This window comes from Methanococcus mangrovi, assembly GCF_054506835.1.
On the sequence record NZ_CP197114.1, the window covers coordinates 1,295,561 to 1,321,721 of the forward strand.

The 26,161-nt window shown below is 34.3% G+C and carries 35 protein-coding genes and 1 tRNA gene; 30 read left to right on the top strand and 6 right to left on the bottom strand.

Annotation, left to right across the window (positions count from 1 at the left end; genetic code table 11):
* Positions 1-3: 3 nt before the first annotated feature.
* Positions 4-573, top strand: coding sequence for a GMP synthase subunit A (locus ACS5L2_RS06925; protein WP_459201286.1), 570 nt, complete (start codon positions 4-6; stop codon positions 571-573).
* A 40-nt stretch (positions 574-613) separates the two neighbouring features.
* Here the strand turns inward: ACS5L2_RS06925 and ACS5L2_RS06930 are convergent, their stop codons facing one another.
* A complete protein-coding gene (locus ACS5L2_RS06930) occupies positions 614-1,186 on the bottom strand; it encodes a ZPR1 zinc finger domain-containing protein (protein ID WP_459201287.1) in 573 nt (190 codons plus the stop codon).
* Between the two features lie 179 nt (positions 1,187-1,365).
* Between ACS5L2_RS06930 and ACS5L2_RS06935 the strand changes: the two genes are divergently transcribed.
* From ACS5L2_RS06935 to ACS5L2_RS07035, 21 genes are read left to right on the top strand one after another with little or no spacing between them, the layout of a single operon-like run.
* Positions 1,366-2,004, top strand: coding sequence for a helix-turn-helix domain-containing protein (locus ACS5L2_RS06935; RefSeq protein WP_459201288.1), 639 nt, complete (start codon positions 1,366-1,368; stop codon positions 2,002-2,004).
* A gap of 5 nt (positions 2,005-2,009) precedes the next feature.
* On the top strand, positions 2,010-2,276 hold the full coding sequence (gene ehaA / locus ACS5L2_RS06940; RefSeq protein WP_459201289.1) for an energy-converting NiFe hydrogenase A subunit EhaA: 267 nt from the start codon (positions 2,010-2,012) through the stop codon (positions 2,274-2,276).
* Positions 2,263-2,754, top strand: a complete 492-nt coding sequence (locus ACS5L2_RS06945) for a hypothetical protein (protein ID WP_459201290.1) — start codon at positions 2,263-2,265, stop codon at positions 2,752-2,754. Before ehaA ends, ACS5L2_RS06945 begins: the two co-directional genes overlap by 14 nt.
* Before the next feature lies 1 nt (position 2,755).
* Entirely contained in the window at positions 2,756-3,025 is a 270-nt protein-coding gene (locus tag ACS5L2_RS06950; protein WP_459201291.1) for a DUF2109 family protein, read from the top strand.
* Positions 3,026-3,030: 5 nt separating this feature from the next.
* Positions 3,031-3,309 (top strand): DUF2108 domain-containing protein, encoded by a 279-nt coding sequence (locus tag ACS5L2_RS06955; RefSeq protein ID WP_459201292.1) that lies wholly within the window; start codon positions 3,031-3,033, stop codon positions 3,307-3,309.
* An 8-nt stretch (positions 3,310-3,317) separates the two neighbouring features.
* Positions 3,318-3,572 carry an EhaE family protein gene (locus ACS5L2_RS06960; RefSeq protein ID WP_459201293.1) on the top strand — a complete coding sequence of 85 codons (255 nt, stop codon included), beginning with the start codon at positions 3,318-3,320 and terminating at the stop codon, positions 3,570-3,572.
* A 1-nt stretch (position 3,573) separates the two neighbouring features.
* Positions 3,574-4,047: a DUF2106 family protein gene (locus tag ACS5L2_RS06965; protein ID WP_459201294.1), complete on the top strand. Its 474-nt coding sequence runs from the start codon at positions 3,574-3,576 to the stop codon at positions 4,045-4,047.
* Positions 4,047-4,733, top strand: a complete 687-nt coding sequence (locus ACS5L2_RS06970) for an EhaG family protein (RefSeq protein ID WP_459201295.1) — start codon at positions 4,047-4,049, stop codon at positions 4,731-4,733. Before ACS5L2_RS06965 ends, ACS5L2_RS06970 begins: the two co-directional genes overlap by 1 nt.
* Before the next feature lie 21 nt (positions 4,734-4,754).
* On the top strand, positions 4,755-5,417 hold the full coding sequence (locus ACS5L2_RS06975) for a proton-conducting transporter transmembrane domain-containing protein (protein ID WP_459201296.1): 663 nt from the start codon (positions 4,755-4,757) through the stop codon (positions 5,415-5,417).
* Between the two features lie 9 nt (positions 5,418-5,426).
* A complete protein-coding gene (locus ACS5L2_RS06980) occupies positions 5,427-5,636 on the top strand; it encodes a hypothetical protein (RefSeq protein WP_459201297.1) in 210 nt (69 codons plus the stop codon).
* Between the two features lie 19 nt (positions 5,637-5,655).
* Complete coding sequence (locus tag ACS5L2_RS06985; protein WP_459202627.1) at positions 5,656-6,516, top strand: respiratory chain complex I subunit 1 family protein; 861 nt, start codon at positions 5,656-5,658, stop codon at positions 6,514-6,516.
* 8 nt (positions 6,517-6,524) lie between these two features.
* A complete protein-coding gene (locus tag ACS5L2_RS06990; protein ID WP_459201298.1) occupies positions 6,525-6,776 on the top strand; it encodes a hypothetical protein in 252 nt (83 codons plus the stop codon).
* Positions 6,777-6,780: 4 nt separating this feature from the next.
* On the top strand, positions 6,781-7,080 hold the full coding sequence (locus tag ACS5L2_RS06995) for an energy-converting hydrogenase subunit EhaL family protein (protein ID WP_459201299.1): 300 nt from the start codon (positions 6,781-6,783) through the stop codon (positions 7,078-7,080).
* 16 nt (positions 7,081-7,096) lie between these two features.
* Entirely contained in the window at positions 7,097-7,507 is a 411-nt protein-coding gene (locus ACS5L2_RS07000) for a DUF1959 family protein (RefSeq protein ID WP_459201300.1), read from the top strand.
* A gap of 20 nt (positions 7,508-7,527) precedes the next feature.
* Complete coding sequence (locus ACS5L2_RS07005) at positions 7,528-7,998, top strand: NADH-quinone oxidoreductase subunit B family protein (RefSeq protein ID WP_459201301.1); 471 nt, start codon at positions 7,528-7,530, stop codon at positions 7,996-7,998.
* A gap of 13 nt (positions 7,999-8,011) precedes the next feature.
* Positions 8,012-9,139, top strand: coding sequence for a hydrogenase large subunit (locus tag ACS5L2_RS07010; protein WP_459201302.1), 1,128 nt, complete (start codon positions 8,012-8,014; stop codon positions 9,137-9,139).
* Between the two features lie 28 nt (positions 9,140-9,167).
* On the top strand, positions 9,168-10,349 hold the full coding sequence (locus ACS5L2_RS07015) for a 4Fe-4S binding protein (RefSeq protein WP_459201303.1): 1,182 nt from the start codon (positions 9,168-9,170) through the stop codon (positions 10,347-10,349).
* Positions 10,342-10,827 carry a 4Fe-4S binding protein gene (locus ACS5L2_RS07020; protein ID WP_459202628.1) on the top strand — a complete coding sequence of 162 codons (486 nt, stop codon included), beginning with the start codon at positions 10,342-10,344 and terminating at the stop codon, positions 10,825-10,827. The genes ACS5L2_RS07015 and ACS5L2_RS07020 overlap by 8 nt, the downstream gene beginning before the upstream one ends.
* 20 nt (positions 10,828-10,847) lie before the next feature.
* A complete protein-coding gene (locus ACS5L2_RS07025) occupies positions 10,848-11,606 on the top strand; it encodes a 4Fe-4S binding protein (protein WP_459201304.1) in 759 nt (252 codons plus the stop codon).
* A gap of 16 nt (positions 11,607-11,622) precedes the next feature.
* Complete coding sequence (locus ACS5L2_RS07030) at positions 11,623-12,264, top strand: CBS domain-containing protein (protein ID WP_459201305.1); 642 nt, start codon at positions 11,623-11,625, stop codon at positions 12,262-12,264.
* Between the two features lie 22 nt (positions 12,265-12,286).
* Positions 12,287-12,685, top strand: coding sequence for an HTH domain-containing protein (locus ACS5L2_RS07035; RefSeq protein ID WP_459201306.1), 399 nt, complete (start codon positions 12,287-12,289; stop codon positions 12,683-12,685).
* 17 nt (positions 12,686-12,702) lie between these two features.
* On the opposite strand, the gene ACS5L2_RS07040 is transcribed toward ACS5L2_RS07035, so the two are convergent.
* Positions 12,703-13,896, bottom strand: coding sequence for an L-serine ammonia-lyase, iron-sulfur-dependent, subunit alpha (locus ACS5L2_RS07040; protein WP_459201307.1), 1,194 nt, complete (start codon positions 13,894-13,896; stop codon positions 12,703-12,705).
* Between the two features lie 56 nt (positions 13,897-13,952).
* Positions 13,953-14,339, bottom strand: coding sequence for a monovalent cation/H+ antiporter subunit E (locus tag ACS5L2_RS07045; RefSeq protein ID WP_459202629.1), 387 nt, complete (start codon positions 14,337-14,339; stop codon positions 13,953-13,955).
* A 108-nt stretch (positions 14,340-14,447) separates the two neighbouring features.
* Between ACS5L2_RS07045 and pfdA the strand changes: the two genes are divergently transcribed.
* On the top strand, positions 14,448-14,882 hold the full coding sequence (gene pfdA, locus ACS5L2_RS07050; RefSeq protein WP_459201308.1) for a prefoldin subunit alpha: 435 nt from the start codon (positions 14,448-14,450) through the stop codon (positions 14,880-14,882).
* A 129-nt stretch (positions 14,883-15,011) separates the two neighbouring features.
* Here pfdA and ACS5L2_RS07055 read toward each other — a convergent pair.
* Positions 15,012-15,088, bottom strand: a tRNA-Val gene (locus ACS5L2_RS07055).
* Positions 15,089-15,189: 101 nt separating this feature from the next.
* Between ACS5L2_RS07055 and ACS5L2_RS07060 the strand changes: the two genes are divergently transcribed.
* The 4 genes from ACS5L2_RS07060 to ileS are packed head-to-tail and all read left to right on the top strand — an operon-like array spanning position 15,190 to position 20,507.
* The gene (locus ACS5L2_RS07060; protein WP_459201309.1) at positions 15,190-16,239 is read left to right on the top strand and encodes a nucleotidyltransferase family protein; all 1,050 of its coding nucleotides are present in this window, start codon (positions 15,190-15,192) and stop codon (positions 16,237-16,239) included.
* 15 nt (positions 16,240-16,254) lie between these two features.
* A complete protein-coding gene (locus tag ACS5L2_RS07065; protein WP_459201310.1) occupies positions 16,255-16,926 on the top strand; it encodes an RNA ligase partner protein in 672 nt (223 codons plus the stop codon).
* 54 nt (positions 16,927-16,980) lie between these two features.
* Positions 16,981-17,364 (top strand): DUF356 domain-containing protein, encoded by a 384-nt coding sequence (locus tag ACS5L2_RS07070; RefSeq protein WP_459201311.1) that lies wholly within the window; start codon positions 16,981-16,983, stop codon positions 17,362-17,364.
* A gap of 38 nt (positions 17,365-17,402) precedes the next feature.
* Positions 17,403-20,507, top strand: coding sequence for an isoleucine--tRNA ligase (gene ileS / locus ACS5L2_RS07075; protein WP_459201312.1), 3,105 nt, complete (start codon positions 17,403-17,405; stop codon positions 20,505-20,507).
* 41 nt (positions 20,508-20,548) lie between these two features.
* Here the strand turns inward: ileS and ACS5L2_RS07080 are convergent, their stop codons facing one another.
* Positions 20,549-21,370, bottom strand: a complete 822-nt coding sequence (locus ACS5L2_RS07080) for a LolA-like protein (RefSeq protein WP_459201313.1) — start codon at positions 21,368-21,370, stop codon at positions 20,549-20,551.
* Positions 21,371-21,489: 119 nt separating this feature from the next.
* Positions 21,490-22,224, bottom strand: coding sequence for a hypothetical protein (locus ACS5L2_RS07085; protein WP_459201314.1), 735 nt, complete (start codon positions 22,222-22,224; stop codon positions 21,490-21,492).
* A gap of 114 nt (positions 22,225-22,338) precedes the next feature.
* On the opposite strand from ACS5L2_RS07085, the gene cfbB reads away from it, so the two are divergent.
* The 3 genes from cfbB (at position 22,339) to hacA (ending at position 25,998) form a co-directional block, all read left to right on the top strand.
* Positions 22,339-23,682 carry a Ni-sirohydrochlorin a,c-diamide synthase gene (gene cfbB / locus ACS5L2_RS07090; RefSeq protein WP_459201315.1) on the top strand — a complete coding sequence of 448 codons (1,344 nt, stop codon included), beginning with the start codon at positions 22,339-22,341 and terminating at the stop codon, positions 23,680-23,682.
* A 15-nt stretch (positions 23,683-23,697) separates the two neighbouring features.
* Positions 23,698-24,633 (top strand): diadenylate cyclase, encoded by a 936-nt coding sequence (locus ACS5L2_RS07095; protein WP_459201316.1) that lies wholly within the window; start codon positions 23,698-23,700, stop codon positions 24,631-24,633.
* 111 nt (positions 24,634-24,744) lie between these two features.
* Positions 24,745-25,998 (top strand): homoaconitase large subunit, encoded by a 1,254-nt coding sequence (hacA, locus tag ACS5L2_RS07100; RefSeq protein WP_459201317.1) that lies wholly within the window; start codon positions 24,745-24,747, stop codon positions 25,996-25,998.
* Positions 25,999-26,161 lie beyond the last annotated feature (163 nt).

A 26,161-nucleotide genomic window follows, 5' to 3' on the forward strand; every position in this document is an offset into this window, starting at 1 on the left:
GTTATGATCGTCATTTTAAACAACGGTGGACAGTACGTGCACAGAATCCAGAGAAGCTTGAAATACCTTGACGTGCCTGCAAAAATAATTCCAAATTCAACTACTCTTGAAGAAATTGCTGCAAATCCTGAAATAAAAGGAATAATATTAAGCGGTGGCCCAGATATTACAAAAGCTACAAACTGTGAAAATATTGCACTAAATTCAGAACTTCCTGTTCTTGGAATTTGCCTTGGACACCAGTTAATTTCAAAAGCATATGGCGGACTCGTTTCAAGAGCAGACTCAGAAGAATATGCAAGCATCAAAATTTACATAAAAGAAGAAAACGACCTCTTCAAAGGAGTTCCAAGCGAATTTACTGCTTGGGCTTCCCACATGGATGAAGTTAAAGTAACTCCTGACTGCTTTGAAGTTTTAGCATACTCTGACATTTGTGGAGTAGAATCAATAAAACACAAAGAAAAATCACTTTACGGAGTTCAATTCCACCCCGAAGTGTCACACACCGAATACGGGGATGTAATTTTGAAAAACTTCTGTAAAAAATGTGGATTTAAATTTGAAGAATAAATTAGTTAATTAAATAAAAAAAAGTTTTATTTTTTAAAAATTATTTATCTATTATTATAGTATTGTCACTTAGCAAATTTATCTCATCTTCGGTTAAAACTTCTTCTTTTACGCCATCCCCAATTATTGCACTGTGTCCAAGCGGGTCTTCAATAATTAAGGTTATTTTTTCTTTTCCAAGCTTTACCTGTTCTAACTTTTCGATTAATTCTTCTGCTTTTTTCTTTTCTTCTTCAGTTTCAACCCAAGATATTAAAGTTTTTATCGCATCTTCCATTCGAGTTAAAACTCCTTCAACATTTGAAACGTATGCTTCTGATGCTGGACCGGGAGACACTTCAAATCCAAATTCAGGTATTGAAATGTGACCAGAAGAACCCCGTATAACCCGTTTATTCAAATCATATTCATCTTCAACCTTTAAAGTATATCTTTTAGGTTCTTTTACATCTACGGGGAATATATCGCTTTTTTTGTATTTGCATGACTCACAAAGAATGGTAGTTTCGAGAACTTTCCCAAAATAGGGAATTTCAAGTTCCTGTGTAATAATTTTTAAAGAATCCTCTTTTCCGCAGATTGGGCAGTCCATTACATTACATTGTTTTTCCATGTTTCTCACCTGATTGTCAAAATAATAGTACTTGATTTTAGAATATAAAAAATATTCTGAGAATTAAAGGTATTACTTTTTGGTAAAATTTAAGTAAAAAATTATATATATAAAATCCTACCTGAATAATGTTATTCTTAGGAAATAATTTTTGGTCCAAGAGTGCCTAAAGTGGTAGAATGTACGATAAATTAAATATCATAGAAAGAGCGATACTGCTCAATCCCGAAAATATCAAAGTATTTCGTGAAAAGCTCAAGATAACCCAGTCCAAACTTGCTGAAGAAAGTGGAGTTAGTCAGTCACACTTGAGTATGCTTGAAAAAGGGAAAAGGGAAATTGGGGAAGCACATGCTGCCGCGATAACCCTTGGAATGCTTAAGTGTAGTAACGTTTGGGATAAAGAAAACCCAATATTATATCTATTAGACGTACTTTCACTCACGAAACTTGAAAGTGCCATTGTTGATTTTATTCAGGATTTAACGTTAAAAAACGATATTTTATACAAGAGATATATCGAAGGACATCCTGTATATATCATAGATATAAAACACTTTTCTGAAGAAATCAAAAAAAGACTCAAAGTTATGGATATCAGCGAAGTGGAGTTTTTCAGGGGAAGAATGGACATTAAAGGCATTCACCTCGATAAAAAAACCGTAATAATTCATCTCGACTGTTCTGACATTCGAAGACTCGAACATAAAGTATCAAAAGTATTGAATAACAATACAATAATTCAAATATTTACAAAAGATGAAGTTCCCCCAATATACTCTATAAAAAAAGACTGCATGATTGTACACTGCTGGTGATTTTCATGGTTTTACTAATTAACTACGCAGTAGCGTTGGTTTCTGCAATTGTGGTTGGAGCAGTTCTTGGCATGAAACTATCGTTTGATATGGATTCCTTTGAAGGTTCTGTATTATTTCCAACCCCATTTGTAGCACTGGGTTTAACTGCGTTAATTGGCTATTTGATGACATTAGACCTTGTTTCCAGTGCAATAATCGGAATTTTTGCGAGTGTTTTCTCAAAATTTGCAAATAAAATATTCCCGGGTGTTACCAATGATATTAATTGAAACTGGAAAAATATTAGCTGCATTTGCAGTTTGCTGGTTAAATTTTGTTATTGTTGATACTTACTTTGGACTTCCAAAAAAACCTGGAGTACTTGGTGCCAAAGTAATCGGTGAAAAGATAGAAAATATCGGTGGAAATATCAATGGTGGCTATTTCATGGGAAATATCGTATGTTCACCTGATGCATCGGCAGGAACACTGATGGCATCAATATTCTACTACCTGATGGGCTTTGAAGGAGGATTAATTGCTGCACTGTTCATTTACATTGGAAACAGGTTGTGTAATGATACAGGTTATGCAGGAACAATTGGAGCAATTACTGCTACAATATTGATTTACTTACTTAGCGGAGTTATAAGCGCTGAATACTTTATTGCAGGAATGGTTCTCGCGATATTCTCTATTCAGGGTGTGCATCACAGCGCTGCATCAAGAATTCTTGGAAATATTGCAAGAAAAATGGGGAGGATATAAAATGGAATCGTCTCTTGTAACTTTTATTATTGGAATTGTGGGAATAATTTCAGTTATAAAAGTGTTTTTGACCAAAAGTAGAGCTTTAAAACTCCCGATACTTTGCTGTATTAACTTCTGCATTGCTGCACTGATTGCACTATACATAAAAAGCCCGATGGGCGCAATTGCCGCAGCTGTTTACTTCATATCCTCAACAGTATCCAGTAATGCGATAGCCCATACCCTTGGAGAATTCGACAAAATGGAGCTATCCGAGAAGAAAAGGTGATTTTGATGGAAATTCTACCTATCGTTGCTGCAGGGTGCTGTATTCTTGGAGGAATAGGTACCATCGTACACACGCACAATATCAACAAGATAATCATGTTTGCACTCCTTGAAAGCGGACTTATCGGATTAATTGCTTCATTTTACTACCTCGATGTTGCAATTATCTCGTCAGTGTTAGAACCCATTTCGACATTGATACTGCTTTTGGGAATATTAAAATATGAATTTACGATTAGAAATAAGAAAAAATACAGTACAGAAGTCCCTGTGCTTACTAAATAGGTGATACAATGGATTTAGTTACCTTGGCACTGTACGTGGGATACTTCTTACTCATACTTGGTACAGCAGGTGCAGTTATTGGACCGCTAACAAAAGACCCGTTTAAGAGATTTTTAAATATCGAAGTTCCAGCTATTGGTGTTTGTTTAATATTCTTAGCATATAATCAAACTCTTGCACTTATGACGTTTCTTGGTGTAAACGCCATTATTACACTTGTACTCGTGAGAGCGATTATAAAAACTAAGGAGATAGAGGAATAACATGAAAAAGCTAAACGAAGCCTGGAATTATATTTCAAAGCCAAGCGCAGTCTCCAGATTATTTGCCGGATTTATTTGTATAGTTTTATTCATCGGTATATTCCTACCTACGGAATTTACGAGTGATCAGCTGTATCCAAAAGATGCAATACAAAGTCAGGTTTTAAAAAGCCCTCTTGCCCCATACGATAGAGGCGGAACTACACTTTCAGAACCTGCAGATATAAAATCACAGTACCCAGAATACCAGAGTATAAGAGGACAGATTACTGCTTATTTATCCCCTGTTGCTATTGCGATAAGCGAAAATACAATGTACTTTGGTACTACAATTGTATCAACCCCTGGGGGAATATTAGATGAAATTTTATATTATACAAGAGGGTTCGACACAGTTTTAGAGTCACTGACACTGCTCCTCTCGTTCACGATATTTGGATGGCTGTTCCTAAACAGGAATAATAAGGTGAAATAATGGACTACGTAAGTTTATTATTCAGTAAAACTGTTGCTGTCGGATTTATAGTTGGAATAATTTCGCTTTATTCTATTTCCCGTCAAAAATCAGACCTTAACATGATTTTGTTAACTGACCTTGTAGAATATGGGATGCTCGTAATTATTGCGGCAATTGGTTCAGACCTTGCAGAAGCACTTATCCTTCCAGGGTTGGTTGTAGGAATGGCTGAACTTTTAGCAGTTACAGAGTTATTTATTTCAAGAAATGACTTAAGAAAACATGATCAAAAGAAAAAATCAAAACTATTGGAAGAATTTACGATTAAAGAAACTCCGAACCTTGATATAAGTTTTAGTAAAATGGAAGTGCTCTACACCACCCCAAAATTCTTCGCATTTGTTCTCGTTGTTTACGGAGCTATATTGAGCGGATTTACCGGCGGAGCTGTTATGGCAAGCGGTCTTTTGTTCTTTGTATTGGCAAAAAGAGCTACGGGTGAAAAAATACTTCCTGAAAATTTAAGGGTGTCTTGGGAAGGAATTTCAGCATTTTCAGGAATTGCATGGGCAGTTTGGATACTTGGGTTTATTGGATTTTTCCTATTCCCTTCAAAATGGCCATACTTCCTTGTTATAGCTGGATTTGGACTTGCACTGAAAGTAGGTTCCAAACTCGGACTAATTGGAGAGTTGTTCGAATAATCTCGGCCAAAGGTGATTAAAATGCTCGTTGAATATATCGCAGGAAACTTTCACGGAATAATTCCTTTGGGAGATATTGTATTTTACTTGACAGACTTCTCGATGATAGCATTTATCGTGGCAATGGTTTTCACGGTTATCGTGTACTTTACAAAGCCTGAAAAACAGTTGGAAGCCCAAAGATACGAATTTGGTGACAAATTCAACTATGTAACCGTTGAAGAACTTAAAATAAGGAGATTCATGTCAGTAGTTTGTGGTATTACTACTGCATTTTCAATGCTAACTGGAGACCTCTTTGACTTTGCACTGTTCCTTGCAGTAATTGGGATTACAAACATAGGAATTGTTTCAGCTGTTAAAAAAGAATGGGTCTTGAACGCAGCGTTCCACTATGGAATTATCGCAATAATTTCATCGCTTCCATTATTTGGTGCCGCTGCACTGATTCTCGGAAAAACAGGAACTCTTTCAATATTTGAACTTTCAAAAAATACTCACGAGTTGTTATATCAAAAAATACTCTACGCAGTTGGAATGATTGGAGAAACTGGTGTTGCACCGTTTTATGCAGCAAAAGCGGAAATGTTCAGGGCTCCAGGAGCACCGTACATTCTGATGATACACCTTTCATCCCTTTTAGTTATCGTAAGAACTGTAGAAATTCTGCTTACAATATCTTAAGGTGAAAAAATGAGTCCAGAAACTAAAAGTGGGTTTATAGCTCTTATAATTGGAATCTTGGGATATATTGGAACACTATACCTGAATTCTCAAAACAACATGGTAACATACCTCTTAACCGCAGTATTTACCCCGTTTTTAATCTTTGGAATTGCAATGTTCCTCAACCCAAAATCAAGAAGAGAAAAAATAGGCCAGATTCCGTTCAGAGGGTGGTAATTTGAGCGCAGCATTCAGCATGTTTAACGGACTTATGTATGCATTTTATGCCTTTTTAGTTGGCGGAATTTTGCTTGGATTCCATAGAAAAATTATGGCAAGGATTCAGTGCAGGCCAGGCCCACCAATTATTCAGTATTTAATCCATACATTCAAATTTTACTTTAAAGAAATAACCTTCCCGATTTCAGCAGGAAATCCTTTGTATGTATTTGTAGCATTGATGGACATCATGGTCTGGATGAGTGCATTATCAATTGCAGTTATCTTTGAATCATCATTACTGATATTAATCGGGCTTTACATCTTACAAAAGATCGTTGAACACGGTTGTGGATTGAGTAGTGGGTCGCCCTATGGAAAAATTGGTGGTGTTAGGAGTGTTTTCTCAGCTGCTGCAGAGGTTCCGCTTTTTGCGGCTGCAGGAATAATCTACACCGTAACACATTCACTGATTATTGGGGACATCATCAATTATCAAGCTGTAAATGGCCCATTGATATTCCAGCTTCCAATGAGTGCTTTTGCAATATTTGTACTCGTTCTTTCAAAAGCGCCTTTCAGCCCATTTGCAATTGTAAAAGGAAAAGACATTGTAAGTGGATACCTCACAGAACATTACGGGCCTCTCGAAGCAATTATCATGATTGGCGATGCAATAGCATGGTTTGTATTATTATGGCTATTTATGGCATTGTTTTTGGGCCCATTAGTCGTAGCAAATCCAGTAATGACATTAATTGGAATGTTTGTATTAACAGTAGTTATTTCATTTATCTGTGCTTTAACGCCGCTACTTGCCCCAAATCATTCAGTAATGCTCCAAATTACAATTGCATCACTTACACTAATTGATCTGGCTTACAGAATCATCCATTAGGTGTTATCATGAAACAGTACATCCAGTTACTCTCAATTGCAGGATTCGTGGTTTTGGGAATGATAGTACTTATTAACATGCTTCAATACCCAATAACCCCAATTTTAGGTCTTTTCGTAGTCCTTCTTGCAGGAATATTATTATTGCTTATTCAAAATAAAAAAATAACCCATTTAATAGAAACTACAGAGCATTTAATGATGCTTGCTGTATTAATTGCGTTTATCTATCTTGGATATTTCGCATTTATCGCAGGGTGATTTTATGAACCAAGTTCCATTCATGTTACTTTACTGTGCAATCGCATTTGTTATCGGATCAGCCCTTGGACTATCATACAGCTATAAAAAATACAGTAAACCGTATGTAGAAAAAACTCTCGACAATACTGCACTTCTTTCAGCAATTATCGGAGGGCTCGCATTTACAGTAAACGCGCCAATTTCAGTACTATTTCTTGCATTCCCCCTTGGAATGAGACCAGGATACGGCCACTCAGAATTCTGCCTTGGAATATTTATTGCACTTATCGGCTACATTTTGCTAACAATCGGGATGGTATAGCAAAACAGGTGAAATTATGCTGGAAGAAATTGATGAAACTTACAAAAATTCGAGTTTAGAACAAAAATACAACATAATAAAGGGTAATCGTTATATAATGGAAGAAGCAATCGTTCCAATTTCAAAAGCTCTCAAAATGTCAATGGAAGAAGTCGTTGAAGTATTTGTAAAGACGTGTGATGGAGCATCACTTTACGAATCTCACGCATATGTTGAACAGGCTAAAATGGGATGTCTTGGAAGAAAAGTAGATATTGATTTGGGTTTGTGCTGGATTGCAGACTTTTTCGGATTGATTTCAAAAAAAGATGCCGATTTAATAAGAAAAAAGGTCGTTGAAGATACAATTGTCAGAAAAAAACCATATAAAGAATCACTTGAGGAAGGCAGGCTCCTGACAGTCAAAATTCTGAAAGGCGAAGAATAGCCAATTTGGAGATGATTTCGATGATTAAAGATTTTGTAAGAAAACGATCAATCAACGTTTGTCTTGTAAATACTGGCGGTTGTAATGGTTGCGATATAGAAGTAGTATCTTGCCTTGCCCCACGGTATGATATAGAACAGTACGGAATTTACGTTCATAACAACCCGAGAGAAGCTGATGTTTTAGTTGTAACTGGCCCAGTAACTGGAGCTTGGGAAAAAAGACTTCTTGAAATTTACGAAAAAACCCCTGAACCAAAAATAGTTGTTGCAGTTGGTGCATGTGCACTCAGCGGTGGAATATTTAAAGAAGGCCATATTCATGGGCCCGTTGATAAAGTAATTCCTGTTGATGCAAAGCTTCCTGGATGCCCGCCAAGACCGTCAGAAATAATCGCTGCAGTAGTCGCAATTGCCCCGGATGCACTTGCTGCTAAAGAAAAACTGATTAATCAAAAATTAAAAGAAGAAAAAAATAAAGCCAAAGCATGATTGAGATGATATTATGAATGTAGTACCGATTGGACCCATTCACCCGATATTGAAAGAACCTTTGCGAATAAAACTTCTCGTTGAAGGGGAAAACGTAAAAGGTGCTGAAATAGACATGGGTTACGTTCACAGGGGTATAGAACGTATTATGGAAGGAAAACATTATTTAAAATGCATACACCTTTCAGAAAGAGTTTGCGGAATTTGTTCGTACATTCACACCCAATCCTTTGCAGAATGTATTGAAAATATGTGCGACATTGAAGTTCCGGACAAAGCAAAATATTTACGAGTAATTACCTGCGAACTTGAGAGAATCCACAGCCACTTAATTGCAGCCGCAGTTTACAACCTTACAATTGAACATGAAACTATCGGAATCTGGATGTTAAATGTAAGAGAAACTATCATGGATTTACTCGAATCACTTACTGGAAACCGGGTAAATATGGGTTTTAACGTTGTTGGTGGAGTAAGACTCGATTTAAACAAGGAAATTTTAGATACAATCCACAAAAAAATTGATGAATTTGAAGAAGATTTGCAAAACATTGTTGAATCATTTGAAACCGGCCCATTAATCGGATTGAGAAGTAAAAATATCGGAAAAATCGGCTACAAAGAAATCATGAAAACACGTGCTGCAGGTCCGGTTGCAAGGGCTTCCGGAATTCCTGAAAGTGACTGGAGATTAAGACACGAAACCTATCAAGCATTGAATTTCAAACCTGATTGGAGAAATGAAGGGGACAACTACGCGAGAATGATGGTAAGGCATGCCGAAATATTTACGAGTATTGAACTTATAAGGCGAGCCCTCGAACATTACGCGGAATCTTCCGGAGTAGTCAGAAATAAAGCTGAAATTAAAGCTACCGAAGGAGAATGGAGAAACGAAGCCCATAGAGGTGAAGTTTACTACAAAATTGCAATTACTGATGGTGGATTAATAAAAAGAATTATTATTAGAACTCCAACAGTAATGAACCTTGAAGCTTACAAATACATGATAAAAGACTGTCCAACAATTGCGGATGCAGTTGCTACATACACATCAATTGACCCTTGTGTGTCCTGTACTGAAAGAACTATTCAGCTAAAAGACTTAAATACTGGAAAATTGAGCGACTACAAAATCTAATAAATAAACCTGATTGCAGGTGATATCCATGTCATCATCTATTTGGTATCTTTACGAGTTCGTAAGAAAAAAATGGTTTATGAGATTTACGAACGCCAAATCTGAAAAGGAGAGTTTTATTCCACCGGAAAGATTCAGAAAAATTCCGGTAATTTTTGATTTGCCCGAGAAATGTATAAGTTGCGGCGCGTGTAGTGAATCCTGCCCGTCTGATGCAATAAAAATGGAATATAATGAAGAATTTAAAAAGGAAATGCCGGTATTTGATGCAGGTTCCTGTATAAACTGCGGAAACTGCGTTGAATCGTGCCCTACAAAAGTTTTAGAGATGGGAACTCTTCGAAAAGAAGCCACTGAACTTTTATGGAATGTTCCAAAACTTATCAATCTTTTAATTGATGAAGAAGTCTGCGTAAGCTGTGGATCGTGTGAAAATGCGTGTCCAGTTAATGCAATTTCACACAATAATAATGGACTTTACACAATCGATGTTAATCTTTGTGTAAGCTGTAAAAACTGTGTTGAAGCCTGTCCTGTTGAAAATGCAATAGTTACATATTCCGAACCAGAACTTTCAGAAAAAATAGAAATTTCTCAAAACATTAAATTTAACCGGGAAAGGCTTGGAAGTGATTTTAAAGAAGAAACTGATGTAATTTCGGAAATTCCGAGAATTGTTCCAAGTTTATGTATTGGCTGTGGAAACTGTGTTGATGTGTGTCCCGGTTCAATCGATCTTGAAAGGCTTGAAGTTAATCTTTGCATAAAATCTGGAAAATGCCTTGAAGTGTGTCCCACAACTGCAATACGAATTGGAATTCCTGAAAAAATTACTAAAAGAACTGCTGAATGCTACATCGTTAATGAAGAAAAATGTATCGGCTGTAGAATTTGCTACCGGTCATGCAACGTTCCTGAAGCAATCTCGATATCTAAAGAAACAAATTTGCCATATATCAATCCAGAATACTGTGTAAGGTGTGCCATCTGTCATAACGCATGCCCGGTTGATGCAGTAAATTACACAAAAACCGAAATAGCTGAGAATTTATACTCTGAAAGAAAAGTAAGAGATGAATTTGAAAATATTCTCCATAACGACCTCAAAAAATTCACCAAAAATTACGTGTTACTAAAAGAAGAAATCAAAGACCTTGGACAAAAGTCGGTTTCAGATGAGAATATTGGTGAAAAAGGGAAGGCTGATTGATATGGTATCGGAAATTCTTAAGAAATATTTTGATGATTTGGATATACAATTCGAACTTGATAGTCAGTATATCAACAATAAAATCGAAATAAATCCTGAAATTTGTATATTATGCAATAGATGTCTTGAAGTCTGCCCAGTAACTGCAATCAGCTCAAATTTTCCAGAAGTTCCAAATATTGATGATAAATGTGTTTACTGCAACACTTGCGTAGAAACCTGTCCTGTTGATGCAATAAAAATTACCAAAACAAGGGTAAAAGTAGAAAGCGGAAAGTTAATAATTGAAAATCGATTAAAAAGTGAAAACTTAGAATATAATACAAAAAAATGTGTGATGTGTTTGGTATGTACTAAAAACTGTCCTTTTGGTGCAATATCTAAATCCGATGGCATGATTTCTTTTGACATGGAAAAGTGCGTACTTTGTGGACACTGTGAAGAAATCTGCCCTGCAAATGCAATCAAACTTGAATAATACCTAAAAAGGTGTTTTAGATGATAACCATAAAAAAACCGGCCCAAAAAATCATCTCGGATATTTCAGAAAAACTTGGAATTGATGAAAAGTCCGTAAAAGAAAAGTTAAAAAATATTATCGTACCTGTTGAACGGAATTTATACGTGGAAGCTAACAGATGCGTTAGATGCGAACTTTGCTACGAAGTCTGCCCTGTTGATGCAATAACAGAGCCAAGTGTTAAAAATCCTGCCGAAATACTTCCTGAAAAGTGTGTAAAATGTGAAATATGTGCTAAAACCTGTCCAGTCGGTGCAATTAATGTTTTAGAAGGTCGTGCAGAATTAAATGGCGATGATGTAGTTTACGAATTAAAAGAAATAGATGTAAATCACAGAAAAATAAAATTAGTAAAACACGAACTCGATGAAGAGTCCTGTATAAAATGTGGAATCTGTGAAAGATTCTGCCCAACAAGTGCGATAAAAGTTGAAAAAAGAGAAAGTATTGATATAAATCTTGATCTGTGCATGGGTTGCACTGCTTGTGAAAAAGTATGCCCGAAAAATTCGATAAAAGTTGAAAATGAAATGGGCGAACTTGAAAATGAAAATGAAATATTTTTAAATAACGATATATGTATAAACTGTATGGTATGCAGTGAAGTCTGCCCTGTTGGTGCGATAATTTACGAGGACGGATTGATGAAATTGGACGATAAAAAGTGCATATTCTGTGGAAAATGCGAGAAAAACTGTCCAGTAACTGCGATAGCAATTAAAACGAAAAATATGTAGTCGGGGAGGGGTAGAAATGAAAGTGAAAAGTTTAATGGACAAAAAATTCCTTAAAATATATCCTGATTTTAAGGTACAGGAAGTTATTGAATTAATGTACAAACACAAAAAATTCAGCACACCAATTATAGATAATGACAATAAATTGGTTGGATGGACAACATCTATTGATTTAATGGTAGTTTCGGACAAAAACATTCCTGTAAAAAATATAATGAGTCCAATAAAAGATGTTATTGTTTTAAATAAAAACGAACCTGCAAGAGAAGCAGTTACTAAAATTGTAGAATACAAGGTTGTGAGCATTCCTGTTTTAAATGATGACGGTCAGCTCGTTGGAATTGTTAGAAACTGCGATATTACAAAAACTCTTTCCAAACTCTACGATATTCCAGTATATAATATTTTTAAATCACTCATGGGTGAATTAAAAGGAATTTCATGGGAAGAATTAATGAATGCCGCTGCAATAGTTACAAAACAGACTACTGGCGAAACCATTACTGGAAAAGATTATGAAAAAAGAATAAAAGATTCCACATTTGGTCAGGCAATCTGGGCATGCGGAGGACTTGAAAAATTCTTTACTGGCCTTATAAAAATCGGTGAAGTTGCACTTGCAAGAAAAGTAAGCTGTAAAAATGTCATAAGAAAATAAATAATAAGTAAAAGGTGTCTGAATGTCTGAATTTATAAATATTCCCAGATATAAACGAAAAATTGATTTCTGGACTTTCCTTGAAAAAGCATTTGAAAAAAATGTTAAAATTGACATTGGACACTTTAAAATTATATGCATGTTTCTTGATGTCATGGATTTTTACGAAAGCTTAAGTAAAGACACATCCAAAAAAGAAGCAAGAAAAATTCTCGAAAAGGAAGGAATCTTTTCTAAAAATTCAGAATACATTTCAGGAGAATATTTAAAAAAGCATATCGATAGGGACAGTCGAGTTGCAGTTCATAATAGAATTAATGATTTAAGAAAACTCGAATTTATTATCGAAACCAAGCCTGGGCCACTTGGCGGATATAAATTATTAGAAACCCCAGACTGGTTTTTAAACGAGGAAATTTAATAATTTAACCTACTTTTTTAAATTTCCTTTTTAGACATAATTTTTACAATATCACAATCAAGATCGCCCATTGCTTTACTGATTTTTGAAATGTTTTCGATGCATTCTTCAAAATTTTTACCGACAATTCCATTTTCATAAGATATATCGACAAAAAGAGAAGAATAAGCCGCAAAACATCCTGATGCAAGTTTTAATGTGCATCCAACTTTTCCACCATCGCAGATTATTCCGGGCAAATTTGCAGTAAATGCTCTTGCAGCACTATTAATTTTTCCAATGTTTTTCCCGTTTTTATAGTAACAAAGCCCAATTACTGCCCCCATTCCACCTTTGCTCACGCACCCGCACATCGACGAGAGATAGGATGATCTATACGTTGCATAGATGGTAACAAGCATTGAAAGAAGAATTGATTTTACAAGCTTTTCTGAATTTTTTTCTGTTGAAAAGTCGTAAGAAATTATTGGAAGCGTTGCCATAATTCCCATATTGCCACTTTTTGCAACACTCATCGCAGGCATATTTTCCCCAGTCATTCGAGTGTTACAGGCGGATGTTGTTTTATTTACCATAATTGACAAAATATCGTTTCCATAATTTAAAAAATCGCCTTTGATTAAATTTTTATTTGTATGAATTGTTTTTTCAACTAATTCAATAATTTCTTTAGGAATTTCGTCTAAGTAATCTAAAAAGTCAGTTAAGTTAAGATTTTTATATTCTTCTTTTTCAAAACCTGTTATTTCTAAATTTAAGTTTTCTTTTTCAATTTTTGGAATTACAACGTTTAAATGATTGTCTTTAATCAATGATTCGAAGTAATTCCCAGAATTATCTTTAATTTTTATATTACAATATAATGGACCGTCAATTACGTTTATTTCGAGTTTTTCTTTGATAAAATCCCCTAATTTTTGGCTGTATTTTATATCGTTAAAAATTAGAAGTTTGTTTTTAGAATTTCCCAAAAGTCCGCCAACAACTGCAGGTAATATTCCATATTTTTTAGTATTTGGAACACCAACCGCGTAAGCATTTTTAAAAGAGCCATTATTTAGTGTAACCTCGAGTTTATCAATTGAAAAAGGGTCCGAAATATTACAAAGTGAAACTGCGTAACCGATTAATCCAACTTCAGTACAGCCCAAAGCTTCTGTTACTTCGTTTTTTAGTATTTTTGTAATTAAAATGCGTTTAGAATCATCCATAATATCAACTAATCTCTATAAAAAATAAAAATAAGAATAATATCTAAAAAAATAATTTAATCGAAAATCTTTTTTATATATGGTTCAAAAGGAACTATCTCATCTTTTGTTCTTGGACTGATTGAAGCTATTTTTAAGGTTTTGTTTTCCGAATCTAAATCGATTGTAAGTGTTCCGGGAGTTAATGTAATGCTTGATGCGAGTAAAACTTGTCCCATCAAACTGTTTATATCGGTATTAATTTCAATAACTTCTGGGTCGATTTTACCATCGAAACTTCTTTTAACTACATCAATCCATGCTTCGCCTAAAGCCTTTAAAAAAACAATTAAATACCCGAAAAATCCAAAAAGCTTCATTTTAACACCTTCGTCCATGCAGAAACAATTCGTAATTATCAATAATGATAAATAGCTATATATAATTATCGTAACTATAAAAATATTAAAAGAAGGCTCATGCTTTTAAAGATTTGAAAACAAAACACGATTTACTTTCAGAGTTTATGGTGTTCTAATTCTAATCCAAAATTACGGTTAATGGTGATAAGAATGAACGAAGAACTTCAAAACCAATTCATGGCACTCGAGGTTTACAACCAGCAGGTACAAAAACTCCAAGAAGAACTTTCAAACATTGACATGATGATTATGGAACTTTTAAAATCCATCGAATCCATGGAAGGATTAAAAAGCTCTAAAGAAATTTTGTTGCCTCTTGGTGCGGGCGCATTTGTAAAAGCAGAAGTCCAAAACCCTGAAAAAATCGTTCTTTCAGTTGGCATAGACGTTTTACTTGAAAAAGACGTTGATGAAGTAATAGTTGACTTCCAAAAAAGCGTTGAAGAACTTGAACAAACAAAAGAACTCATAACTTCTCAGATTCAAAAAACGACTCAAGAAGTTACAAAATTAAGAGCTGAACTTGAAAAAAGAGCTGCTGCAATTGAACAGAGAAACGCTCAGATGAGGCCAAAAACAAACTAATTTTGCCTAATTTTTAACTTTTAAATTAAATTTTAAAAAGTATAACCAAAATATTCAATCTAAAACGAGTTACTATTTAACCCTTACAAATATATTTGAATTTATCAATATATCTGCCTAAAATAAAAATGGTGGACCTAGCCGGATTCGAACCGGCGACCCTCGCCTTGTAAGGGCGATGTCATAGCCAACTAGACCATAGGTCCCTTCTGCTTCTCTTGGCTCTCGTTCTGAGAGCAAAATAAACATTGCATTCATAATATATAAATTTTTCGGTAAGCTTTGAAAACATAGGATTTGTGGTAAGATGGAAGACGAAATAAAGTCATTTGAAAAAGATAGAAAGTTAATAATTGAAGACTCGAAAAATTCAAAAAATAATATCAAAGAAATTCAAAAAATCATTGAAACTTTAAAAGTTGAAAAAAACGTAAAAAACGTTGTTGTAGACTTTACTGAATATAATCCGCTTCATAACGGGCATAAATACTGCATGGATTTTGGTAAAAGTGAAGGATTGTTTATCAGCGTTATTCCTGGACCCCTTGAAAGAAGTGGACGGGGGATTCCATATTTAGTTAACCGGCATATTCGAGCAGAAATGGCACTGCTTGCTGGAGCAGACTTAATAGTTGAAGGCCCACCAATGGGAATTATGGGGTCAGGACAGTATATGCAGTGTTTGATAAAGATTTTTTCTGCATTGAATGGAGATATTATCCCAAGGGGATACATTGAAGAAGAAACGATGGAAAAAGTAATTAATTCGATAAATAATGGAAATCACATCAAAATAAAACCTTACAATATTTCATGCATTGAATCGGGTGAAAAACTCGGGGAAAAATTGGAAATCGATAACTACGTAATTGCATCGATGTCTTACACAATATATAAATTAAAAGAAAAATTCCCAGAATGGAATCCTAAATTTAAATTCATCAAAAGAATTGAAGGAATAAGCGGAACAAGAATAAGAGAAGGAGTTTTTAACAATAATTTTGAATCAATAAAACATATGCTTCCAGAAACCACAATAAATGTCTTTAAATCTTTTGGAAATAATTTATCGGAAATTATTCTTAAAAGAAACGAAGAAATGGTTCTTGATACCGTGAATAATTTTGATTTGAGCAAATACTTGCCAGAAAATATTTCAGAAAAATTAAATGAAAAAGAATATTACGAATCAATTGAAGAAATAAAAGGATGTATCCCGAGAGGTTTTTCAAAAAATAACATTGAAAGAACAATCTCAAAACTTGAAGCGAGAATAGAAAAGGAAACTATCTCAAAATACATTGAAAATTATCCGGCAAATTTAAGAATTTTAAATGGAATAAATAATAACGAATAAAGGAGGTAGGTAATTTTGCAAAGACAAAGATTTTGCCTCGATACAACTGCAATTACAGATAGTGATGTTAGAAAATCATTAGGGGTTTCAAACATCTCAGAATCTGCAGAGAAAATAATGGATATTATTGCACAAGCACGAGTACAGCTCGATATTTCATGCCACATTCCATATAATACTGTTTATAAAGAACTCATTGGTTTTTTAATTAGGGAAGAGTGCGCTCCTGAAACATTGATAAAGGTAGACACGTGGCTTGTCAAAAAAACTCCAAATCGCTACGAAATAAAAATTCCCGCTGAAATATTTTATGAATATATAAAAGATTTAAGGGAAAGAATAAATAAAGGGATGAGGATAAGTGAAAACGCAATGTATGAAACAGCCTTGGAAGCATACATACTCTCAAAACCTGACGAAAAAAATAGGGAAGACGTGCTAAACGAAGTCCTGTCAAAAACGGTTAACAGTTTTAGAGACAAATATCGAAATACCCTTCGAGGAGGTACTCTTGACAGTGCCCCCGATTTAGACGTTCTTTTGTTAGCAAAAGAGCTCGATGCAGCAGTTGTTGCAAACGACGAAGGTATTGAAAAATGGGCTCAAAGACTCGGGCTTAGATTCGTCAACGCAAGAGATTTTCCATTTATACTTCAAGAATATCTTGATTTATGGGATAAAAAGTAAATTTAGAATAGTTCATAATTCTAAACTTAAAACTACTAAAACACGGTGAGAAACATGGTACTCTTGATTATTAGAGGCGACAGCTACGAAAAAATAAAAAACGCAATAGCTGATGTTCACAGGCATGCTAAATTAACAATACTTGGAAAACCAAGAATAATGGTTCCAGAAGCTGCAGATGAAATTCTTGAACATATTGTTGGAAACATTAAAAAACCATGCAAAAAAGCTTGCCTTGTCAGGATTGAGGAAAATGCACCAAGAGCAATCGACAGGATTAGAAAAATTCACCCTCCTGCACATATCGTAATCGTTAGCGAGAGGCATGAACCTTACTTTTATCTCTTAGAAGACCTTCCTAAAATGCCGCTTTTAAAAGGGTACTACAAAAGTAAAAGTCTTGATTCAGACGAAGAAGACGAAGAATCACAAAATTAACCTAAATTAAATTATTTTAAAATTACCGGGGTGAATAAATGAAACAAGTCAAATCAGTAAATTTTAGAGAATTAGACCTAAAAATAAAAGAATACTGGGAAAAAGAAAATACCTACAAAAAAGTAAAAGCATTAAATGAACACGGCCCTGAATACTATTTTGTTGACGGCCCTCCGTACTGTTCTGGTGCAATACACCTTGGAACGGCTTGGAATAAAATTATAAAGGATACAGTTTTAAGATTTAAGAGAATTCAAGGATACAATGTTTTAGATAAAGCTGGATGGGACATGCACGGACTTCCTATCGAAGTTAAAGTAGAAAATGAATTTAATATCGGCTCTAAAAAGGATATTGAAACAAAAATTGGAACTTTGGAATTTATAAACAAATGTAAAGAATTTGCATTGAATAACCTCGAATTCATGGAAGGCCAGTTTAAAAATTTAGGTATTTGGCTTGATTTTGAAAATGCATACATGCCAATTAAAAGAGATTACATGGAAATGGGCTGGTGGACACTTAAAAAAGCTCACGAAAAAGAATTACTTACAAAAGACTTGAGATCAGGATACTGGTGCCCAAGGTGTGAAACTTCGCTTGCTGAACACGAAGTAAGAGGAGAATACAAAGAAGTTCTCGACCCTTCAGTTTATGTAAAATTCAAACTTGAAAAAAGCGATGAATACGTTACAATCTGGACTACAACTCCATGGACACTTCCTTCAAACATGCTTGTATGTGTAAATCCGGAATTCGATTATGCTTATGTTGATGTTGAATTTGAAAATGGAAGCGTTGAAACCTGGGTCATTGCTGAAAAATTAGTAAATGACGTAATGAAAAAGGCTGAAAAGAACAATGAAATTTCAAAATTCAGTATTTCAAAAGTTGTTAAGGGAGATTCATTAATCGGATTAAAATACATCCACCCGCTTCTTGAAGAAAATGAAAAACAGCAAGAATTTGCAAAAATAGAAAATGTGCACACGATTGTTCCGGGAGACCACGTAACTCTTGAAGGGGGAACTGGTTTAGTTCACACCGCACCAGGATTTGGTGAAGACGACTTTAACATTGGTAAAAAATACAACATCCCTGTATACGCACCAATTGATGATAATGGAAGATATACTGATAGCATCTGGAAAGGAACTTTCGTAAAAGATATGGATGAATCAGTTATTGAAACATTGATATCCAAAAATTTACTCGTAAACTCTGGAAAAGTAAAACACACCTACCCGCACTGCTGGAGATGTAAAACACCACTTTTATTCAGGGCAACTGAACAGTGGTTCCTTTCAATCTCAAAAATAAAAGATTCCATCATCGAACAGGGTAAAACTGTTGATTGGGTTCCAGACTGGGTTAAAACAAGATATGTTAACGGAGTAAGTTTCGTTGGAGACTGGAACATTTCAAGACAGAGATACTGGGGAATTCCAATCCCAATCTGGATATGTGAAGAATGTGGAAATTATGAAGTAATCGGTTCAGTTGACGAATTAAAAGAAAGAGCTAACGAAAAAGATTTAGATTTAAGCGATATTCACAAACCTGCAGTTGATAAAATTACGCTTACATGTTCCTGTGGCGGAAAAATGAAAAGAACTCCAGATGTTTTAGATGTCTGGTACGATAGTGGTTTGGCGCCATACGCTTCAATTGACTCTAAAAAACTTAAAAAAGCTCAATTCATTACCGAAGGAAACGACCAGGTTACAAAATGGTTCTACTCACAGCATGCATTGAGCGCGGTTGTATTTGACGATACCTCTTACGAAAAATGTATGATGCACGGATTCACTCTTGACGAAACCGGGGAAAAAATGAGTAAATCATTAGGAAACATTGTAAGCCCTGACGACGTTACAGAACAGTACGGTGCAGATGTTTTAAGGTTCTACCTTTTAAGTGCAAACAAAGCATGGGAAGATTTAAGATTTTCATATTCTGAAATGGATGAAACAAGAAGTATGTTAAATACTCTTTGGAATTCGTACGCATTTTCAGCAAACTACATGGTTCTTGATGATTTCGTTCCAAATGATGAATATTTCAAACATGTTAAAGATGAAGATGCATGGATATTGAGCAGAATAAACACGGTTACTAAAGAAGCAGTTGAAGCTTTAGAAAAACCATATTTACACACGTACACGTGGGCACTTAGAGATTTCGTGCTTAACGACTTCTCAAGATGGTACATTAAATTAATCCGTGACAGAACCTGGATGGAGAAAAACGACGTACAGAAATTATCTGCATATCAAACTCTATACTACGTAATCATGAAGTTGATTTCGATAATGGCTCCGGTAACCCCGCACCTTTCAGAAGAAATCTACCAGAACTTGAAAACAGAAGATATGCCTGAAAGCATCTTTATGAACAAGTTAACAATTGAATCTGAATTTATAAATGAAACTCTTGAAAAAGATACCGAAATTATTCGTGAAATTGTGGATTCAATCCTAAAGGGAAGAGATAAAGCAAAATATACATTAAGATACCCAATTACAAAAATAACGCTTCCGGAAAGTATTTCCAAAACTGTTGAAAAATACGGATACATCATAAAAGAACAGGGAAACGTAAAAGAAATCGAATTAAAAGAATTCGAAGGAAATGTAACTGTAAAACCAAACTTCAAAGAACTTGGAAAAATATTCAGAAGCGACGTTCCAAAAGTAGTTGCTGCAATAAACTCAGTAGATCCAAAAGAACTCAAAGAAAACTTGAAATCTGGAGAATTTGAAGTTTCTGAATATGTTTTAAAACCCGATTACGTTGAATTCAGAGTTGAAATTCCTGAAAATACTATCGGTGTAGAATTCTCAAAAGGAAACGTTTACATCAATATCGACATGAACGACGAAGTAATCAAAGAAGGATTGGTTAGAGAAGTTATTAGAAGAATCCAATCAATGAGGAAAGACATGGATTTAGATATTAACGAAAAAATCAATGTAAAATTAGAAGGAATTGACTTCAGTAACGATTACGTAAACCATATCGCAAATGAAGTTAGAGGAAACTTCGTTGATAGTTTAAAATCGGATTACAATCAAAACTGGACAATAAAAACGCCAAATGAAGAAACTTACGATATCTCAATCGATATTGAAAAAATGAAATAAAAAAATAAAATTCTTTTTTTAGTATTTTTTTATGTTATTTATTAGTAGTTTGAGTAGTAACTTGACATGTCCATTGCATTTTCTGCTTCAGCTGGAATTGTTATATCTTGAACTTCGTTAATGTTCTTTAAACTCATTTCATAGTTAAATTCAAACGGTTCACCTGCTTCATCGGTTCCTTTGATATTAGTTGTTGTTTTTATAACGTACCCGTTTGATTTATCGATATAGTAAACAATACTTGCCTGCTCCAAGTCTGTAATATCCCCATTTGAAGCAACATTTTCAGCTATTGCATAGTTAATCATGTTTTTTACATCCATTTTCAGTTTATAGCACCTGATACCATTTACCGTTTCCTCTCCTTCCAACGTAAAGTCATTGTTTTCGAGGTCGTAAACGTTTTTATCGTACTGCGATGCTATGTCAAAATTTGATTCGAAATCCTGACCATTAGCTGAACTTTTCATCCACTGGGTTTCCCCGCCCGAAGTAGTGCCCATGTATATCTCATTTTCAAAATAATAATACTCCATACTTTCCGATTCCGACTTTAAAGAAATGTATGCTTTTTTATTCCTCATATCAATTTTTCCAGAACCACTTATATCCGAAATTTGACCTTCCATTTCAGAATTTAACGTGTATTCGTAGGAATAACTCCAGAGTTCATTTTGATTTTCAACTAAGTCCATAATTTCTGAATTTATAGATGTGCCTGAAGAACTTTGTGAGTCGTAATTTTGCGTTTCTGCTGCAACCGAGGATTCTCCTGAATCTGAACTATCTGTACAGCACGAAAAGGAAACTACGAGCAGAACTGCAAAAATTAGTTGAACTGCAAAAAATCTTTTGTTGTGCATTATATGCCCCCGTAATCCCCATATTTTTGGAGAAATACATTACTTATATTGGAGTTTGAAGTATATTTGTATTTTGAAACGATTTTTATAGTTCAAGATTGTAAATAATTAAAAAAGAATCAAAAAAGTAATGACTTTAAAAGGTTGTAATATACATCAAAAAATGTTTTTAAAACGGATAATCCATTTTCTTTTGCATAATTAACTATTATCCAGTCTAAAGTTTCCATTGCGCCTGCAATAAATAATAATACAGGGATTAATAAAAATTTTAATAAAAATTTTAATTTCTGCTTTTTGTCCCAAAATTCTTTTTTATTTAATGGAAGATTATAAAGTGAATATTCAATTCCAAGAACTATTGACATTGAAAATCCCGCATACTCAAAAAGCCCGTGTGGAATTATTGCAAGCAAATCTGAAAAACTTAAACTCGCACCCACTATTCCTGTAAGTGGATTTAATACAACCAATACGTAAAAAAACAGCAACATATTGAAATAATCATTGATTGTTGATTTTCCTTTTAAAATGTCCCGTTTATAAAGGTAAGAAAGTATTGCAAAAACTAAAAATATGGTTATACATGCAAGAAAATTACTTATAAAATATGAATACCAGATTGAATAGTAATTAAGCCCCACTTGAGAGGATACTGCTGTTGAAATTACTTCATATTTTGCAGTTGTTAAAACTCCGGCAGATTCAACGTTTAAGAGAGGCTTTAAAAATTTACTTACCGTTAAAGTTACAAATAACCCTATCCATGATAAAAAGTAAGTTAAAATAAATTTATTCATAAATTTCAAGTTTAAAAACCTGTCAAACTGTTTTTTTAAAAACTCAAAACTCAAAATTTCATCCTCTCTAAAAAATATCAAAAATTTTTTATGTTTTCAAAATATATTTAGTTTATGATTAATTTATAAAAATTAAGAATTATTATCACTTTAAATCGCGTGAAAAATATGAAAAGAGTAGTTATTGCGGGCACTTCTTCAATGGTTGGAAAAACGACCATATCTACAGGAATAATGAAAGCATTATCGAAAAAAAATAACGTGCAACCATATAAAATCGGGCCTGACTATATAGACCCGACATATCATACGGAAGCCACAAAAAACAAATCAAGGAATTTAGATTCATTCTTTATGGACGAAATGCAAGTAAGATCAATTTTCAAAAGGCATTCCAAAAATAAAGATATAAATGTGATTGAAGGTGTTAGGGGACTTTATGAAGGAATTTCACCGTATAATGATATTGGAAGTACTGCATCCGTTGCAAAAGCCATAAATTCACCAGTAATTTTATTGATGGATGCAAGAAGCCTTACAAGAAGTGCTGCTGCAATAATTAAAGGTTTTAAATCCTTTGACACTGATTTAAATATTAAAGGTGTTATTTTTAATAAAATACGTGGAGAAGGGCACTTGAATAAATTAAAAGAAGCCGTAAAGTATTACGATGATGAAATTGAGATAATTGGCGCGATTCCAAGAGATGAAGGATTATCTGTATCCCAAAGACATTTGGGACTTGTTCCAACTCCCGAAAATAAGCATGAATTGCTTGAAAGAATAGATTTATGGGGAAAAACTGTCGAAGAATGTCTCGATATTGAAAAAATAGTTGAATTGAGTGACGAAAGTTTTGATTTTTGCGTTGATGATAAAAATAAAGAAGAAACTCTCTGGAAAGTTGAAAAAAATAATTCAAAAATTGCCGTTGCGTTTGATGAATCATTTAATTTTTATTACTGGGATAATTTCGATGCATTGGAAGAAAACGGCGCGAAAATAAAATTTTTCAGTCCGGTAAATGACCCCGAAGTTCCAGATTGTGATACCATTTATATTGGTGGAGGATACCCAGAAATATTTTCAGAAAAGCTTTCGGAAAACAAGTCAATGATTGAATCGATAAGAAACTTTGATGGAAAAATTTACGGTGAATGCGGGGGATTAATGTATCTTACAAACTCTATCGATGGAAAAGAAATGTTAAAATTAATAGATGCAGATGCAGTAATGACTCCCAACGTTCAGGGCCTAAGTTATGTTAAAGGAACTTTTGAAAAAGACTGTATTATCGGTAAAAAATCCGAAGAATTTAGAGCACATGAATTTCATTATTCAAAACTAATAAATATCAATGAAAAAGATTTTTCGTATAAAATAAATAGGGGAAAGGGAATAATAAACTCTATGGATGGAATAACTTCAAAAGATGGCGATATAGTTGGAGGCTACGCACACCAGCACTGCATTGGAAATCCCTACTTTGCAACAAGCCTCTCAAAAATGTAAAAACCGGTGCACCAGATGAGTAATAAAGTCAAAAGCTTAATAAAACATGGCTTCAATCTCGCAATAGACATCAACGCAGATATATTGTTGATATTTACAGAAACTGGAAGAACTTACGAATATTACAAGGACCAGGAAGCAATCTATAAAAGGGCCCGAAAAAACAGGTCATCAAAAGACTTCAAAAGTTTAAAAGTAGTTGTAACTACGCCAAATGAAGAAACTTTTTTAAAATTAAAAAATGAACCCAAAATTATACCGCTTCTAATGACATATAGGAATGATGACCGGTCCTCGATGATAAAACAGGCAGTAACAAACCTTTTTGCAAACAATATTGTGAAAAAAGGAGACGTTGTTGTGTCCATCCTCGGTATTCCAAAAGTAACTGGCGGAACAGACACCATATCCATCTTTGAAGTAAACGAATACCCGCAAATCCTCAAATATTACGATTACATCTCCTCAATTGAAAAAACAAAAGGAAAAGTCATAAATGAAGTTTTAAACCTTTGTATGGAGCTTGCAGTCGAAGGTAGGGAAGGAACACCCGTTGGTTCAATATTTGTAATCGGGGATTCACAACGAGTTTTAAAAATGTCATCTCAATTAATTTTGAATCCTTTTGAAGGTCATGAATCATTTATATTTGATAAACAGGTTAAAGGAACGGTTAAAGAATTATCAACAATAGACGGAGCATTTATAATTGGTGAAAAAGGGGAAGTTCTCTGTGCAGGCCGGTATATTAACTGTAGTGGTGGAAATATAGAGCTTCCTCTTGGTCTTGGCGCAAGACACCATGCTGCTGCAACTATTTCAAAATATACAAACGCTCTTGCAATTACAATTTCAGAAAGTGGTGGAGTTATAAGGATTTTTAAAAATGGAGAAATATTATCCGAAATAAAACCTAAGAAAATAAATAACGATACAGAATACTCATACTAATTTTAAATATTCTATTTTAAAATTTAATTTAAACCCCCTATATTTATAAATCAATAACCCCTAACCTATGAAGTACTGTTTTTTATATCATGAATTTAATGGTGAGAATTTATGACACTTGCTGAGAAAATCATTTCTAAAAATGTTGGAAAAAATGTTTATGCGGGAGACAGCGTTGAAATAGACGTGGACCTTGCAATGACACATGACGGGACTACACCACTTACTGTAAAAGCTTTTGAGCAGATTACAGATAAAGTTTGGGATAATGAAAAGATAGTTATTATCTTTGACCACAATGTCCCTGCAAACACGTCAAAAGCTGCAAATATGCAAAGAATAACAAGAGAATTTATCAAAAAACAGGGGATTAAAAATTACTACCTCGATGGCGAGGGAATATGCCACCAGGTACTCCCCGAAATGGGTCACGTGAAGCCAAACATGATAATTGCAGGTGCTGACAGCCACACCTGTACACATGGTGCATTTGGTGCATTTGCAACAGGTTTTGGTGCAACTGACATGGGCTACGTCTACGCAACGGGAAAAACGTGGCTCAGGGTCCCCGAAACCATCCGTGTAAATGTAACCGGGGAAAATGAAAACATTTCTGGAAAAGATATTATTCTAAAAACGTGTAAAGAAGTTGGAAGGCAGGGCGCTACTTACATGTCCATAGAATACGGTGGAAACGCGGTGCAAAATCTTTCAATGGATGAAAGAATGGTTTTATCGAACATGGCAATTGAAATGGGTGCAAAATCAGGAATCATTGAAGCTGATGATACTACTTATAACTACCTTGAAAATGCAGGCGTTTCAAGCGAAGAAATTCTTGAATTGAAAAAAAATAGAATAACCGTTGATGGGTCTGAAAACTACCACAAAACAGTTGAATTCGATATAACTGACATGGAAGAACAGATTGCTTGTCCACACCACCCTGACAACGTAAAAGGAATTTCAGAAGTATCCGGAATAGAATTAGACCAGATATTCATCGGTTCATGCACAAACGGAAGATTAAACGATTTAAGAATTGCTGCAGAACATTTGAAAGGAAATAAAGTCAATGAAAATACAAGATTAATTGTAATTCCTGCATCAAAGTCAATCTTTAAAGAAGCGTTAAAAGAAGGATTGATTGATATTTTTGTAGATTCTGGAGCGTTAATCTGTACTCCTGGATGCGGACCATGCCTTGGAGCTCATCAGGGTGTTTTAGGAGATGGAGAAGTTTGCCTTGCAACAACAAACAGGAATTTTAAAGGAAGAATGGGAAACACCAAATCGGAAGTTTACCTTTCTTCTCCAAAAATAGCTGCAAAATCTGCCATTAAAGGATATATTACTAACGAATAATAATCAACATTTATTTCTCTTTTTTAAAATTAGTTTTATATATCATTAAAACCTTATTCAAGATATATTTCATTTAGTAAATTAAGCTGGAACTAAATAGAAATCCATATATATCACACCATATTAAAGGTAACTGTATAGTAGTATAACTTATCTTTAATAG

Coding starts and splice junctions, on each gene's coding strand:
- hacA (WP_459201317.1), top strand. CDS start 24,745: ATGACACTTGCTGAGAAAATCATTTCTAAAAATGTTGGAAAAAATGTT.
- ACS5L2_RS06960 (WP_459201293.1), top strand. CDS start 3,318: ATGGATTTAGTTACCTTGGCACTGTACGTGGGATACTTCTTACTCATA.
- ACS5L2_RS07010 (WP_459201302.1), top strand. CDS start 8,012: ATGAATGTAGTACCGATTGGACCCATTCACCCGATATTGAAAGAACCT.
- ACS5L2_RS07030 (WP_459201305.1), top strand. CDS start 11,623: ATGAAAGTGAAAAGTTTAATGGACAAAAAATTCCTTAAAATATATCCT.
- ehaA (WP_459201289.1), top strand. CDS start 2,010: ATGGTTTTACTAATTAACTACGCAGTAGCGTTGGTTTCTGCAATTGTG.
- ACS5L2_RS07005 (WP_459201301.1), top strand. CDS start 7,528: ATGATTAAAGATTTTGTAAGAAAACGATCAATCAACGTTTGTCTTGTA.
- ACS5L2_RS07000 (WP_459201300.1), top strand. CDS start 7,097: ATGCTGGAAGAAATTGATGAAACTTACAAAAATTCGAGTTTAGAACAA.
- cfbB (WP_459201315.1), top strand. CDS start 22,339: ATGAAAAGAGTAGTTATTGCGGGCACTTCTTCAATGGTTGGAAAAACG.
- ACS5L2_RS06990 (WP_459201298.1), top strand. CDS start 6,525: ATGAAACAGTACATCCAGTTACTCTCAATTGCAGGATTCGTGGTTTTG.
- ACS5L2_RS06925 (WP_459201286.1), top strand. CDS start 4: ATGATCGTCATTTTAAACAACGGTGGACAGTACGTGCACAGAATCCAG.
- ACS5L2_RS07060 (WP_459201309.1), top strand. CDS start 15,190: ATGGAAGACGAAATAAAGTCATTTGAAAAAGATAGAAAGTTAATAATT.
- ACS5L2_RS06965 (WP_459201294.1), top strand. CDS start 3,574: ATGAAAAAGCTAAACGAAGCCTGGAATTATATTTCAAAGCCAAGCGCA.
- ACS5L2_RS06945 (WP_459201290.1), top strand. CDS start 2,263: ATGATATTAATTGAAACTGGAAAAATATTAGCTGCATTTGCAGTTTGC.
- ACS5L2_RS07035 (WP_459201306.1), top strand. CDS start 12,287: ATGTCTGAATTTATAAATATTCCCAGATATAAACGAAAAATTGATTTC.
- pfdA (WP_459201308.1), top strand. CDS start 14,448: ATGAACGAAGAACTTCAAAACCAATTCATGGCACTCGAGGTTTACAAC.
- ACS5L2_RS06970 (WP_459201295.1), top strand. CDS start 4,047: ATGGACTACGTAAGTTTATTATTCAGTAAAACTGTTGCTGTCGGATTT.
- ACS5L2_RS06975 (WP_459201296.1), top strand. CDS start 4,755: ATGCTCGTTGAATATATCGCAGGAAACTTTCACGGAATAATTCCTTTG.
- ACS5L2_RS07095 (WP_459201316.1), top strand. CDS start 23,698: ATGAGTAATAAAGTCAAAAGCTTAATAAAACATGGCTTCAATCTCGCA.
- ileS (WP_459201312.1), top strand. CDS start 17,403: ATGAAACAAGTCAAATCAGTAAATTTTAGAGAATTAGACCTAAAAATA.
- ACS5L2_RS06985 (WP_459202627.1), top strand. CDS start 5,656: ATGTTTAACGGACTTATGTATGCATTTTATGCCTTTTTAGTTGGCGGA.
- ACS5L2_RS07025 (WP_459201304.1), top strand. CDS start 10,848: ATGATAACCATAAAAAAACCGGCCCAAAAAATCATCTCGGATATTTCA.
- ACS5L2_RS06930 (WP_459201287.1), bottom strand. CDS start 1,186: ATGGAAAAACAATGTAATGTAATGGACTGCCCAATCTGCGGAAAAGAG.
- ACS5L2_RS06980 (WP_459201297.1), top strand. CDS start 5,427: ATGAGTCCAGAAACTAAAAGTGGGTTTATAGCTCTTATAATTGGAATC.
- ACS5L2_RS06995 (WP_459201299.1), top strand. CDS start 6,781: ATGAACCAAGTTCCATTCATGTTACTTTACTGTGCAATCGCATTTGTT.
- ACS5L2_RS07080 (WP_459201313.1), bottom strand. CDS start 21,370: ATGCACAACAAAAGATTTTTTGCAGTTCAACTAATTTTTGCAGTTCTG.
- ACS5L2_RS06955 (WP_459201292.1), top strand. CDS start 3,031: ATGGAAATTCTACCTATCGTTGCTGCAGGGTGCTGTATTCTTGGAGGA.
- ACS5L2_RS07070 (WP_459201311.1), top strand. CDS start 16,981: ATGGTACTCTTGATTATTAGAGGCGACAGCTACGAAAAAATAAAAAAC.
- ACS5L2_RS06935 (WP_459201288.1), top strand. CDS start 1,366: ATGTACGATAAATTAAATATCATAGAAAGAGCGATACTGCTCAATCCC.
- ACS5L2_RS07015 (WP_459201303.1), top strand. CDS start 9,168: ATGTCATCATCTATTTGGTATCTTTACGAGTTCGTAAGAAAAAAATGG.
- ACS5L2_RS07040 (WP_459201307.1), bottom strand. CDS start 13,896: ATGGATGATTCTAAACGCATTTTAATTACAAAAATACTAAAAAACGAA.
- ACS5L2_RS06950 (WP_459201291.1), top strand. CDS start 2,756: ATGGAATCGTCTCTTGTAACTTTTATTATTGGAATTGTGGGAATAATT.